Origin of the sequence: Paenarthrobacter sp. CM16 (assembly GCF_013179505.1) — a bacterium.
Taxonomy (GTDB): domain Bacteria; phylum Actinomycetota; class Actinomycetes; order Actinomycetales; family Micrococcaceae; genus Arthrobacter.
Window position 1 is genome coordinate 27,956 of the sequence record NZ_JABMCX010000003.1, and the last position, 13,618, is coordinate 41,573.

Annotated in this window: 10 protein-coding genes; 8 read left to right on the forward strand and 2 right to left on the reverse strand. The window is 63.8% G+C overall.

What is annotated here, in order from left to right; translation table 11 throughout:
• Window positions 1–4: 4 nt before the first annotated feature.
• The 6 genes from HP499_RS00460 to HP499_RS00485 all read left to right on the forward strand — a co-directional run bounded on the left by HP499_RS00460 (window position 5) and on the right by HP499_RS00485 (window position 10,274).
• Complete coding sequence (locus HP499_RS00460; RefSeq protein ID WP_026541428.1) at window positions 5–709, forward strand: hypothetical protein; 705 nt, start codon at window positions 5–7, stop codon at window positions 707–709.
• Window positions 706–5,160 carry an FtsK/SpoIIIE domain-containing protein gene (locus tag HP499_RS00465; RefSeq protein WP_172322016.1) on the forward strand — a complete coding sequence of 1,485 codons (4,455 nt, stop codon included), beginning with the start codon at window positions 706–708 and terminating at the stop codon, window positions 5,158–5,160. Before HP499_RS00460 ends, HP499_RS00465 begins: the two co-directional genes overlap by 4 nt.
• A gap of 97 nt (window positions 5,161–5,257) precedes the next feature.
• The gene (locus HP499_RS00470) at window positions 5,258–5,881 is read left to right on the forward strand and encodes a hypothetical protein (protein ID WP_172322017.1); all 624 of its coding nucleotides are present in this window, start codon (window positions 5,258–5,260) and stop codon (window positions 5,879–5,881) included.
• 40 nt (window positions 5,882–5,921) lie between these two features.
• Complete coding sequence (gene ligA, locus HP499_RS00475) at window positions 5,922–8,234, forward strand: NAD-dependent DNA ligase LigA (RefSeq protein WP_172322018.1); 2,313 nt, start codon at window positions 5,922–5,924, stop codon at window positions 8,232–8,234.
• Window positions 8,231–9,055, forward strand: coding sequence for an inositol monophosphatase family protein (locus tag HP499_RS00480; RefSeq protein ID WP_172322019.1), 825 nt, complete (start codon window positions 8,231–8,233; stop codon window positions 9,053–9,055). The genes ligA and HP499_RS00480 overlap by 4 nt, the downstream gene beginning before the upstream one ends.
• A 10-nt stretch (window positions 9,056–9,065) precedes the next feature.
• Window positions 9,066–10,274 carry an AAA family ATPase gene (locus HP499_RS00485; protein WP_172322020.1) on the forward strand — a complete coding sequence of 403 codons (1,209 nt, stop codon included), beginning with the start codon at window positions 9,066–9,068 and terminating at the stop codon, window positions 10,272–10,274.
• An 8-nt stretch (window positions 10,275–10,282) separates the two neighbouring features.
• Here the strand turns inward: HP499_RS00485 and HP499_RS00490 are convergent, their stop codons facing one another.
• Window positions 10,283–11,650, reverse strand: a complete 1,368-nt coding sequence (locus tag HP499_RS00490) for an LLM class flavin-dependent oxidoreductase (RefSeq protein ID WP_172322021.1) — start codon at window positions 11,648–11,650, stop codon at window positions 10,283–10,285.
• A gap of 298 nt (window positions 11,651–11,948) precedes the next feature.
• Here HP499_RS00490 and HP499_RS00495 point away from each other — a divergent pair, with 298 nt between their 5' ends.
• Both HP499_RS00495 and HP499_RS00500 read left to right on the forward strand, forming a co-directional pair.
• Entirely contained in the window at window positions 11,949–12,461 is a 513-nt protein-coding gene (locus HP499_RS00495) for a GNAT family N-acetyltransferase (RefSeq protein ID WP_172322022.1), read from the forward strand.
• Between the two features lie 54 nt (window positions 12,462–12,515).
• The gene (locus HP499_RS00500) at window positions 12,516–12,896 is read left to right on the forward strand and encodes a RidA family protein (protein ID WP_172322023.1); all 381 of its coding nucleotides are present in this window, start codon (window positions 12,516–12,518) and stop codon (window positions 12,894–12,896) included.
• A 23-nt stretch (window positions 12,897–12,919) separates the two neighbouring features.
• On the opposite strand, the gene HP499_RS00505 is transcribed toward HP499_RS00500, so the two are convergent.
• Window positions 12,920–13,579: a response regulator gene (locus HP499_RS00505; protein ID WP_172322024.1), complete on the reverse strand. Its 660-nt coding sequence runs from the start codon at window positions 13,577–13,579 to the stop codon at window positions 12,920–12,922.
• Window positions 13,580–13,618 lie beyond the last annotated feature (39 nt).

The following is a 13,618-nucleotide window of genomic DNA, read 5'->3' on the forward strand; positions in this document are numbered from 1 at the left end:
GATCATGGGGGATCTAGCAATAGATTTCTGTGGGGAATGGTACGAACCATCCGACGAAGACGTCTTTGACATTGGTCGCGAAGGTGACCTGGAGGTCGACGACAACCCGTACCTGCACCGACGCTTCCTGCAGATCGCCCGTTACGACGGCATGTGGTGGCTCAGCAACGTGGGCAGTATGTTGTCTGCCACCATCGCCGATGGTTCCGGTGGGATGCAGGCCTGGCTCGCACCCGGAGCAAGGATCCCGCTGGTCTTCAGCCACACCAATGTGATCTTCACAGCCGGGCCCACCACCTATGAGTTCGCCGTCCACTTGAAGACGCCGTCATTCCGGCATGAGGCCCGCGAAGAGGACCAGGCCGGGGACACCACCATTGGGCCCGTGGTCTTTACCGACTCGCAGAAGGCCTTGATCGTGGCCTTGGCTGAGCCCATGCTGCGGCGCGAAGGCACCGGTTTCAGTGCCATCCCTTCCTCAGCAGAAGCCGCCAAGCGGCTGGGTTGGGCTCTGACACGCTTCAACCGCAAGCTGGACAACGTGTGCGACAAACTGGACCGCGTGGGCGTAGTGGGCTTGCGCGGTGGTGCAGGGAAACTTGCCACCAACCGCCGGGCCCGCCTGGTGGAACACGCTGTGACCTCGCATTTGGTGACCCCGGCCGATTTGCACCTCCTTGAGAAAATGACTGGAGTCGACGAAGGATGAAGTTTCGCCTGACCTTGCGGCGCGATCCTGCAGAAGCAAAGGACCTCGCCGTAACGGTGGATGGCCGCGCCACCGTTGCTGACATTGCTACGGAACTCTGGGCCGCCGACCCCGCACGCAAGGGGACCGAACCGCCGTCGAACCTGTCCATCAGTGTGGACGAAGCGTTTGTTGGCGGCGGCCTGTCCGGGCACATCCTGCGGCCCACCGACAACTTGCTGGAGTCCGGACTTCGCCCCGGTTCCAAGGTTTCGCTCGCCCAGGTCAGCGAACAGTTCGCCTCGAACGGCCACGGAAACGGCACTAACAGGGGACCGGCAGCTGCGACGTTGCGCGTCATGTCAGGGCCCGACGTCGGACGCGAATTTTCGCTGCCTTTCGGCACCAGCTACATCGGCCGGGACCGGGACGCCGACATCCGGCTCACCGACCCCCTGACCTCCAAGCGCCATGCCCGCGTCACAGTGGGCGAAACGGTGGAGATCGTGGACACCAACTCCGCCAACGGCCTGCTGATGGATGGGCTGCCCGTCACCCGGGCAACCTTGCAATCCTCGGACACGGTCACCCTGGGGGACACCACGGTAGGGGTGGTGGCGTTGTCGCGCAACCATGGCGGCGGACCGTCGTCGCCTTTGGTGGACTTCAACCGCTCACCGCGGGTGCTTCCGAGGTTCGAGTCTCCCAAGCGCGTGCCGCCGGCCGGTCCTAAGCGCCCCGAGCACCAGCCGTTCCCGTACATCATGCTGGTGGCTCCGCTGCTGATGGGCGGCGTGCTCTTTGCCGTCACCCAGAACCTGCTATCGGTGCTCTTCATGGCCATGATGCCGCTGTTCATCGTGGGGCACTATGTGGACCACAAGATGCAGAGCAAGCGCCAGGCCAAGGAAGGCCACAAGCAGTTCAAAGCCGCCATGCTGGCGTTCCGCGAGGACATTGACCGGCAGCAGAACATTGAGCGCGCCGTCAGGCTCCAGGAAGCGCCGTCGGTCAGCGATACTGTGGACGCGATCTACAAGCTTGGCCCCCTGCTGTGGACCAACCGTCCCGAGCACCAGCACTTCCTGGGCGTCCGGTTCGGTCTGGGTTCCGCGCCGTCGCGCATCCCGTTCGACGAGCCCGGTGCCAACGAGACAGAACCGCAATACATGCGGGAAATCCAAGAGTGCCTGCAGCAGGTCCGCGTGATTGAGGGCGTGCCGATCGTTTCCCAACTGCGCACCTCCGGCTCGTTCGGCGTTGCGGGGGACCGCAGCGTGGTGGACGATGTTGCCCGCGGGATGGTGCTCCAACTGGTGGGCCTCCACTCGCCGGCGGAAGTGGTGCTGACCTCGCTGACCTCGGCGCGTTCGCGCGAACGCTGGGACTGGCTGCAATGGCTCCCGCATGTGGGTTCAGGCCACAGCCCCCTCTCCGGCGACCACCTCGCCGCCGGCCCCGGTGCCGGTGCTGCCTTGTTGTCCAGATTGGAAAGCCTCGTGGAGGAACGCGAGTCCATGGCCAAGGAACCGGGCCCCCAGCCCCGACCAGGTCTTAAGGACGAACACGAAGAAATCCCCGCGCCCGTGGTTCCGGCGGTCCTGGTGATCGTTGAAGACGATGCTCCCGTGGACCGGGGACGGCTGACCCGGCTGGTGGAACGAGGCCCGGATTACGGCGTGCACATCATGTGGGTGGCGGCCAACGTACAGTCGCTTCCCGCGGCGTGCCGTGATTTCCTTTCCGTCGACGGCGATCACGGCACCACCACCGGACAGGTGCGCCTGGGCCGCCACACATACCCTGTGAGCTGCGAAAGCCTCGACGCCGATCTCGCCACCCAACTGGCGCGCATGATGTCGCCGCTGGTGGATGTTGGAAACCCGCTCGACGACGACTCCGACCTCCCGCGTGCCGTTTCCTACGCCACGCTGATCGGCAAGGAGTTGATGGACAACCCGCAGGCCGTGGCCGAGCGCTGGCAGGAAAACAACTCAGTCCACGCAACGGCAGTGCCCAACCGCAAGGACAACGGCAGCCTCCGTGCTTTGGTTGGCTCCAAGGGCGTGGAGCCGTTCTACCTGGATTTGAAGAACGAGGGCCCCCACGCACTGGTCGGTGGAACCACCGGTGCCGGCAAGTCCGAATTCCTCCAGTCGTGGGTGATGGGCATGGCCGCGGCGTACAGCCCGGACCGTGTCAGCTTCCTGTTCGTGGACTACAAGGGCGGTGCCGCTTTCGCGGACTGCCTCCACTTGCCCCACACTGTGGGCCTGGTGACCGACCTGTCCCCGCACCTGGTTCGCCGTGCGCTGACGTCCCTGCGCGCCGAGCTGCACTACCGGGAACGGCTCCTGAACCGTAAGAAAGCCAAGGACCTGCTGGCCCTGCAACGCGAAGCCGATCCCGAGGCCCCGCCTTACCTGATCATCATCGTGGACGAGTTTGCGGCTTTGGCCACGGAAGTTCCCGAGTTTGTGGACGGCGTGGTGGACGTCGCCGCCCGAGGCCGTTCGCTGGGCTTGCACCTGATCCTGGCCACCCAGCGCCCCGCCGGCGTCATCAAGGACAACCTGCGGGCCAACACCAACCTCCGCGTTGCTTTGCGCATGGCCGATGAAGTGGATGCCGTGGATATCCTCGGTGTTCCCACTGCTGCTTACTTTGATCCCTCGATCCCGGGTCGTGGCGCTGCAAAAACTGGTCCTGGCCGCATCCAGGGTTTCCAGACCGGCTACGCCGGTGGCTGGACCACCGAGAAACCCCAGCGTCCCAGGATCGACATCGTGGAGATGGCCTTCGGTTCCGGACCCACGTGGGAACCACCGTTGGTGTCCCAGGTAGAGGAAGAACCGGCTGGACCCAACGACATCGCCCGCATGACCGGAAACATCATCCGTGCCGCCGACGTCCTGTCCATCGAACCTCCCCGGAAGCCGTGGCTTAACGAACTCGCCACTACCTATGATTTCTCCAAGCTCCCCAATCCGCGGACGGATGAGCGGCTGCTGCTGGGTGTAGCGGACGATCCCGCCCACCAGGACCAGCCCACGGTGTTCTACGAACCGGACAAGGACGGCAACATGGCCGTCTACGGCACGGGCGGATCCGGAAAGTCGGCTGGGTTGCGCAGTATCGCCATCGCCGCTGCCGTCACACCCCGCGGTGGTCCGGTGCACGTTTACGGCATCGACTGCGGTTCCTCGGGCTTGAAGATGCTGGACGGACTCCCGCACGTTGGTGAAATCATCAACGGCGACGACGTAGAACGCGTGGGCCGCCTGCTGCGCTGGCTCAAAGAAGTGGCCGATGACCGTGCAGCCCGGTTTGCTGAGGTCCGGGCCTCGACCATTGTCGAGTACCGGCAGTTGGCCAACCGGCCGGATGAGAAGCGCATCTTCATCCTGGTTGACGGCATGTCCTCCTTCCGGGAAGGCTACGAGTACAGCAAGTTGTCCGCGCTCTGGGATATCTTCCTGACCCTGGCTACCGACGGACGTCCCTTGGGCATCCACCTGGTTGTCAGCGGTGACCGCACCAACTCTGTTCCGGCGTCGCTCCTTGCTTCGATCCAGAAGCGGTTGGTCCTGCGCCTTAGTTCCGAAGACGACTACATGACCCTGGACGTCCCCAAGGACGTCCTCAATGCCGCCTCGCCTCCCGGCCGAGGGCTCCTGGATGGGCTGGAAGTCCAGCTCGCCGTGTTGGGTGGCAACTCCAACCTGGCCCTGCAAGCGCGCGAAGTGGCAAAGCTCAGCCAGGCCATGCTCCGCCAGGGACTCGAGCAGGCACCGCAGATCCAGCGACTGCCGGAACTGGTGGACCTGGATATCCTCCCCACCGGTGCCCCGGACAACCCCGTGATAGGCGTCGACGACGAAACGCTGGGTTCGGCGGCAATCGCCGCCAAGGGTTCGCTTCTCCTGGCCGGCCCTCCGGGTGCCGGACGGACGGTTGCGCTGGTTACCTTGGCGTACGCTTTGCGTCGCTCCAACCCGAGGACGGACCTGATCTACATCGGTTCACGCCGTTCCGCTGTTGCCTCCTTGAACATCTGGAGCCGCTCGCTGGTGGGCCCGGATGAAGTGTCGGACGTCGTGGATGACTTGATCGACAAAGCCTCGGACAACCCGGGGAGTATGGCCATTTTCATTGAGGGGCTCACCGAGTTCACGGACACACTGGCAGAGTCGGGCGTCGGGCGCCTGGTCACGGCGGCCATCAAAGCCGACCAATGGGTGGTGGGGGAGTCCGAAACCTCCACTTGGTCCCAGGCCTGGTCCCTGGCCCAGCCGTTCAAGTCCGGACGCCGTGGACTCTTGCTCAACCCCGGTGATGTGGAAGGCGACAGCCTGCTCAACACCTCCCTGGGCCGGATCAGCACGGACTTCATTCCGGGTCGTGGCTACATTGTTGGACGGGGCAAGGTACGCAAATTGCAGATCGCCATGCCGCCGGAGAACCGAAGCTAGGATTTGCCGCAGCGCGGGGGATGTAGGAGGATTTCACAAAACACCCGAACTCCTTGAAAACCGGCGGCACCCCAACGCCCCGGCTGAGGTTAATTCCATGCGACACTCCGTTGTCCCTGCCGTTCTTCTGACTGCCTTTCTTGCTGTGGGTGGTCTTTTGGCCCCCGCTGCTGCTGTCCACGCTGCCCCATGCGGGGAAGGTAAAGCCACGTGCGCGCCGGTGCAGGCTCCAACGGAGCCCGCACCCACCCAGCCGGGCCTGGCTCCGGAGACGGACAAGAAACCCGCACCGCAACCGGAGCCAACCAAGGTCCGGGAAACCCAGAAGGCGCCGGCACCCGCGCCGGCCGTACCCCAGCCGCCCGTACAGGCACCGCAGCCGGCGGTCACCCAGTTCGTCACCGTGGCACCACGGGTGACCAGTCCGGCGTCGGAATCATCCGAACCCACGCCCACGGCCGAGCCGACCACAGCGTCAGCAACGCCGTCGGCCTCGCCTTCTTCAAGTCCTGCCTCCGCCAGCCCCAGCCCCTCAAAGTCGTCCAACTGGAACACTCCTGTGGACAAGGGCAAGGAGACGCAGGCGGCGGCGATGGTCGGCACCTCATTCTCCGGCCCCAACATGCTGGGTCTCTTCGGTATCTTGGGCGGCGTCCTGCTGGTTGGCCTGGGCGGCCTTGCCTTCGCACTCTGGAGCAAGAACAGGCTCTCCTCGCACTAGCCCACCGCATAATGTCCGCACGGTGCGGCAAGATAGACGTGTGAGCACACCAGAAACTGCGAATCCGGTAGAAACCACAGGTGAGGACACGGCTGCGGCCGGTGTTGAAACAGAGGGCACTCCGCCCTCGGAGTCCTTGCGGGACGAGTACGAGCACCTGGCCGACCTCGTCCGTAAATACAGGTATGCCTATTACCAGGAAGACTCACCCACGGTTTCCGACGCCGAGTTTGACGAGCTTTACCGGCGCCTTGAGGAGTTGGAGGCACTTCATCCTGAACTGGTCTCCAATGATTCCCCCACGCAGGAAGTGGGCGGTGAGGTCTCCTCGGCCTTCGCTGCCGTTGAACACCTGCAGCGCATGTACAGTCTGGATGACGTTTTCTCCCTGGATGAGCTTGAGGCTTGGGTGCGGAAGGCCGAAGCGTCCGTGGCGAAGCTCGGAGACTCCGTTCCACCCATCGCTTGGCTGACCGAGTTGAAGATCGACGGCCTCGCCGTGAACCTCCTGTATCGTGACGGCAAACTGGTACGCGCAGCCACGCGTGGAGATGGCACGACCGGCGAGGATATCACCCACAATGTCCTGACCATCAAGGAGATACCGCGCGAACTCAGTGGTTCCGGGTATCCGTCCGAAGTCGAAATCCGAGGCGAAGTTTTCATCCCCTCCAAGGCTTTCACGGAGTTCAACGAGACCCTCGTGGCAGCAGGCAAAGCCCCGCTGGCCAACCCCCGCAACGCAGCCGCCGGTTCGCTTCGCCAGAAGGACCCTGCAGAAACAGCCAAACGGCCGCTGAGCATGTACGTGCACGGCATCGGTGCCCGGGAAGGCCTGGAAGCCAAGAGCCAGTCCGAAACGTACAAGCTGCTGGAGGCTTGGGGCCTGCCCACCAGTCCCTACCTCAAAGTCCTGGACTCTTTTGACGAGGTCCTTGAATTCATTGCGCATTACGGCGAGCACCGCCATGACCTGGCGCATGAGATCGACGGCATTGTGGTCAAGATCGATGACTTCGCCACCCAGCGCGCCCTCGGCTATACCTCCCGGGTTCCCCGATGGGCTGCGGCGTATAAATACCCACCGGAGGAAGTCCACACCAAGCTCCTGGATATTGCCGTCAACGTTGGCCGCACCGGGCGGGTCACTCCCTTCGGTTTGATGGAACCTGTCAAGGTGGCCGGCTCCACCGTCGGCATGGCTACGCTGCACAACCAGGACGTGGTCAAGGCCAAGGGCGTCATGATCGGTGACATCGTGATCCTCCGAAAGGCCGGGGATGTCATCCCGGAGATCGTGGGCCCGGTACTTGCCCTGCGTGAGAAGCAGGACCCTCCGGTCCGGGAGTTTGTGATGCCCACGGAGTGCCCGTCCTGCGGCACCCCGCTGGCTCCTGCCAAGGAAAGCGACGTGGACATCCGCTGCCCCAATGCGAAGTCGTGCCCGTCGCAACTGCGTGAGCGGGTCTTCCACCTCGCGGGCCGTGGTGCGTTCGATATTGAAGCTTTGGGGTGGGAAGCAGCCATCGCCCTCACCCAGCCGGCGGAGCCTGAAACGCCTCCGCTGACCAGCGAAGCGGGCCTGTTCAGCCTGAAGCCCGAAGACCTGGCAAATGTCCTGATCCGTAGGGAGAAGCGTACAAAGGGCGTGGGCACGGGAGAGTACGAGCTCGTTCCGTATTTCTACACCAAGGGAACGGCCAAGTCTCCGTCCAAGCCAACGGCTACCACGGAGAAATTGTTCGTGGAGTTGGAGAAGGCCAAGAAGCAACCGCTCTGGCGTGTCCTGGTTGCGCTCTCCATCAGGCATGTGGGCCCCACCGCCTCGCGGGCACTGGCTACGGCATTCGGCAGCATGGACGCCATCCGTAACGCCACCGAAGAGCAGATGGCGCATGTGGATGGCGTGGGTCCCACCATTGCGGTGGCCTTGAAGGAATGGTTCGCCGTGGACTGGCACAACGAGATCGTGGACAGCTGGGCTGCGGCAGGTGTGCGGATGGAGGACGAGCGTGACACTTCCATGCCGCGGACACTCGAAGGCCTCACCATCGTGGTGACCGGTACTTTGCCCAACTTCAGCCGCGACGAAGCCAAGGAGGCCATCATCATCCGTGGCGGGAAGGCGTCCGGTTCCGTGTCAAAGAAGACCAGCTACCTGGTGGCCGGTGAGAGTGCAGGGACCAAGCTGGATAAAGCGGAACAGCTCGGTGTTCCTGTGCTGGACGAGGACGGATTCCGCGAGCTCCTTGCCAACGGTCCCGCCGCCGCTGAGCCGGAGACCGAAGCAGCACCGGAATCGGCACCTGAAGCAGCAACCCAAGAAGGTACTGCCGGGGCGGATTCCGAATGACTGACGTGAACGGGCTCCTGGCTGTAGCCCAACGTGCCGCTGCTGCCGGTGCTGCTGTGCTCGCGCAGCGGTCCATCAGCGGCACGGGTGGCGATGGGCTCGAAACCAGCAACAAGGGCGAGGCCGGCGACTGGGTTACTGCCTTTGACGTCGCGGCTGAGAACGCTGTCCGCGAAGCCATCCTTGCCGAGCGGCCCCATGACACCATCACCGGCGAGGAACACGGCACCACCAGGCCTGAGACGCCTTCCGGATACCGCTGGTCCATTGACCCCCTGGACGGGACCACCAACTTCATCCGTAACATCGCCTACTACGCCACCTCTGTGGCGGTGGCCGATTCCGACGGCGTATGGCTGGCCGGCGTGGTCCACGCACCTGCCTTGGGACGCGTCTATTCGGCCGCCCGGGGACAAGGAGCCTGGCTTGAGGTCGGGGGAGAGACCACCAGATTGGCAGGTCCTGTTCCCGGCCGGACCGGCCTGATCCTGGCAACGGGTTTCAGTTACGATCCCGCGACCCGTGCCAGCCAATCTGCCGGCCTGGCCGAGCTCATGGAAGGATTCGCCGACGTCCGGCGCCTTGGTTCCGCTGCCCTTGACCTCTGCCTGGTGGCGGATGGAACGTTTGACGCCTACGGCGAGCGTGGACTGAACGAGCACGACTTTTCCGCAGGAGCCTTGGTGGCGGAGGAAGCCGGATGCTGGGTCCGCAGGCCACGGTTGGAAAGCCCCCTCAATGGTGGGCCCAGCACCGAGGATCGTTTGGCGGCCTGGATGTGCGCGGGGACCCTGGAACTGTCCGGCAAGTTCCCCTTGTAGCCATCAACCCGTGATCAGAAGCCTCGCCATCGCCAACTACCGGTCAATCCGGGATCTTGCCATGGAATTGCATGGGCTGGACATCGTGACCGGGGCCAACGGCAGCGGCAAATCCTCGTTGTACCGCGCCCTGCGTCTGCTGGCCGAGTGTGCCGGGGGAGATTCCGGAAATGTGGTGGGATCACTTGCGCGTGACGGCGGCCTGGCCTCCACGCTGTGGGCCGGTCCGGAGTCCATCAGTGATGCCATGCGCCGCGGCGACGTGCCTGTCCAAGGCACTGTCCGGCGTGAGTCCGTGAATTTGAAGCTGGGTTACTCCGGCGACGACTTCGGATACCTGGTGGATCTGGGGATGCCTGCGGGCAGCGGTTCCGGGTTTGATCCGGAAACCGGCCGGACCCGCCCCTCGGCCTTCAGCCGTGACCCGGAAATAAAACGCGAGCAGATCTTCTCAGGCCCCGTAGCCAGGCCGGGGTCTTTGCTGGTGGACCGGAAGGGAAGCCTGGCCAGATTACGGGGACCGAAAGGGGAGTGGGCCGAGTTGTCGCGGCGCCTGGATACTTTCCAGAGCATGCTGACCGAGGTTTCGGACCAGGATCGGGCGCCGGAAGTGCTGAGGGTTCGGGATTCAGTGCGGTCCTGGCGGTTCTACGATCACTTCCGCACAGATGCCGAAGCCCCGGCGCGTCAGGCGCAACTTGGCACACGTACTCCGGTTCTGCACCATAGCGGCAAGGATCTCGCTGCTGCGCTCCAGACACTGCGGGAGGTGGGGTTCGAGCGGCAGCTGGATGCCGCCGTCGGGCATGCCTTTCCCGGAAGCCGATTGGAAATAGCCGTCCACGACGGCCGGTTCAGCGTGGAGCTGCGGCAGCCGGGCATGCTGCGGCCCATGAAGGCTGCCGAGCTATCGGATGGGACCCTGCGGTTCCTTTTGCTGACAGCTGCGTTGCTGACCCCGCGACCGCCGGAGCTCATGGTCTTGAACGAACCCGAGACCAGCCTCCACGTTGACCTGATGCCGGCACTGGCCGGACTGATCGTCCAAGCCAGTGCCAACAGCCAGATGATCGTGGTGACCCACTCTGAAGCCTTGTTGACTGCTTTGCGGAGCAGCGGCGCCGCCCATGAACATGAGTTGTACAAGGACATGGGCGAGACCAGGATCAAGGGTCTGGGCCCGTTGGAGGGGCCGCTATGGAGTTGGCCCAAGCGCTGAAATCCGGCTCAGAAGGCAGAGCCTATGGATGTAAGCTCCTGCGGGGCGCTTCCGGCGTAACGGTTCTCAGGGCGTGCCAGCCCGTAGTGACCACGGAGCGTGGAGGCCGTGTACTCGGTCCGGAAAAGTCCACGCCGCTGAAGGATGGGGACCACCTGGTCCACGAAGACCTCCAAACCGGAAGGCAGCACGGGCGGCATGATGTTGAAGCCATCAGCGGCACCGGCAAAGAACCAGTCCTGGATAGCGTCGGCCACCTGTTCGGGCGTACCGGAGAACGTCCGGTGGCCGCGTCCGCCACCCAGGCGTCCAATCAGCTGCCGGACGGTGAGCTGTTCGCGCCTGGCCAGCTCCACAATGAGCGTGTAGCGGCTCTTGGCTCCCTCAATCTCGTCCTCTGAGGGCAGGTCGGCGGGGAGTTGGCGGTCCAAGGGAAGGTCCTCGGGGGACAAACGCAGTGCCTTGGCCAATTGTTCACGGGCGTACTCGGGCTTGATGAGCTGGTCCAGTTCCCGCTCGAGTTGGAGGGCTTCGGCCTCGGTGGAGCCGATCACTGGGACGATTCCGGGCAGGATCTTGATGCCTTCGGGGTCCCGTCCGGCCGCTGCGGTGCGGGCCTTGAGGTCTGAATAGAAGGCCTGGGCATCGTTCAGCGTCTGGTGGGCCGTGAAGACGGCTTCTGCGTACTGTGCTGCCAGGTTCTTACCGTTTTCCGAGGACCCGGCCTGCACCATCAAAGGGTGGCCTTGCGGGGAACGGGGCACGTTCAGGGGGCCACGGACGCGGAAGTGCTTTCCTTCGTGGTCGATAGTGCGGATCTTGGTGTCGTCACCCCAGACGCCATCGGCCTTGTCCGCCAGGACGGCGTCGTCTTCCCAGCTGTCCCACAGCTTCCGGGCCACTTCGATAAATTCGGCAGCTCGTTCGTATCGGACTGCGTGTGCGGGCTGATCGTCAACACCGAAGTTCCGCGCGGCATCCGGGCCGGCCGTCGTCACGACGTTCCACCCCGCACGGCCTCCGCTGACCCAATCAACGGAGGCATAGCGGCGGGCAAGATTGAAGGGATCGTTGTAGGTGGTGGACGCGGTAGCGATCAGGCCAATCTTCCGGGTCGCTGCTGCCAGTGCCGTCAGCAGCACTGTGGGCTCCAACTTCCCTGCCGGGCGCCGGCCTACCTCCCCGAACAGCACCGGGGAATCTGCGAAGAAGATGGAGTCCAGCTTTCCCCGTTCCGCTGTGCGGGCAAGGTGCTGGTAGTGCTCCACCTTGGTGGAGGCAAAAGGGTCGCTCTCGGGCAGGCGCCACGATGCCTCGTGGTGCCCTGTGCTCATCAGGAACGCGTTCAGGTGCAGCTGGCGGTCTGGCGGGGTCATGGTTCTCCTCGTGGTCAGGACGGGTTTCGGGCCGGTGTGTGGCAACTCAAGCACGGGTCCAACGGCCTCCGCCAGCAGTCCGACATGTCCCCGCAACAGCGCGAAACCGGGCTTCATGGCACGAAACGCGGCTCCATCAGGCGCCACGTGGGGCAACACAAAAACGGCCCCCGCGGCCGGAAGCGAACAGCGTAGCGCCAGCCGTCCGGCGTCGTACTTTTCGAACGTGACTGATAGCTCCATCACGAAAAGGCCATTCCGGCGCTGTTCCTGCCTCTCACGCGACTACCATTGGTAGGTGCTTTCGCCGATTACCGTCCGTCCCGCCCTGCCCGAAGACTACGACGCCGTTGCCCGCATTACGCAGGATTCTTACGTCACCGCGGGGTACTACGGTGACGCCGACCACCCGTACCTGCAGAAGCTTCAGGACGTGGCTGGACGCGCGGAGCACGCAGAGATCCTGGTGGCAGAGCGCAATGGCCAAATCATCGGCTCCGTCACCGCGGCACCTGCCGGCGGCGGTTTCTCCGACATCGGCCTCGAGGACGAACTGGAACTCCGAACCCTGGTAGTGGATCCGTCAGTCCAACGCTCCGGTGCGGGCAGGGCCCTGGTGCAGGCCGTGGTGGATCAAGCCAAAGCCATGGACGGTATCAAGGCAGTGTCCCTGACCACCGGTGCCACCTGGGAAAGTGCCAACGCCCTCTATGCACGTACCGGCTTTGACCGCGCACCGCACCGCGACTGGTTTGTGCCCGGCACCGACATAAAACTGTTCGTTTACCGGCTGGACCTTCCACAGTCATAAAGTTTCCTTCGTAAACGCCGGTCAAAGGACCGCGAAGCGACAGGAGGGCGCGGCATGCGCAAGACATTCGGCACGGGCTCGGTCTGGGAACAGACCCTTGGATACTCCCGGGCTGTCCAGGTGGACAACACCCTTTTCATTTCGGCGACGGCCGCCTCCGGACCTGATGGCATTGTGGGCGAGGACTTCTACTCGCAGACCAAGTACATCCTTGAAAAGCTCGGTGCTGTCCTGGAAGACGCCGGATTCTCCTACCAGGACGTCGTCCAGTCCAAGCTGTACCTGACGGACATCAGTAAGTGGGAGGACGCCGGCCGCGCCCACGGTGAAGTGTTCGGCGAGATCCGTCCCACGCTGTCCTTGGTGCACGTCCTGCCGTTCCTCGACCCGGAGATGTTGGTAGAGATCGAGCTGGTAGCGCAAAAGTCCGCGTAGCGCACAAATGCTACTTACTTGGGTCAGGCCGGGACGCCGTACCGGTGTTCCGGCCGGCCCGTGGTCCCGTAGCGCAACTGGATTTCGACGGCGCCATCGTCCGCCAGCGAGGACAGGTAGCGTTGCGCTGTGGCCCGGGAAACGCCAACGCGTTCCGCGACCTCGGCGGCTGAGTACTGCTCACCGGGAAGCAACGATTCCAGGACGGCCGCTTCGGTGGCGGAGCGGGGTTTGGCCGTAGGGGTGACGTCTCCGGGGATCAGGGAGCGTTTGGCCCGTTCAATGGTGCCCTGGTCAACGGCCGTCTGCTGCCCCAAAATCCGCCGATACCTGGCGTAGGAACGGAGCTGCTGGGACAGGGACTCAGCGGTGAAGGGCTTGAGCATGTACCCCAAAGCGCCGCGACGCAAAGCGACCTTGATGGATTGGGCGTCAGAGGCCGCCGTGAGCATGATGGCATCCACGTCCAGTTGGCCCAACAGATCCAGGCCGGAGCCGTCCGGGAGGTATACGTCCAGCAGCACCAGATCGGGGCGCAGGCTATGGATGGCCTGCAAAGCCTGGGACACCGACCCCGCCGGTGCCAAGGCCATGAAGCCGGCCACCGAATCCACGTAGGCGGCGTGGAGCCTTGCAACGTGGAAGTCGTCATCCACAATCAGCACGCGTAAATCCTCAGCCATTGCTGTCCTCCCTCAACGTCGAGTCGGTTCCGGTAATAC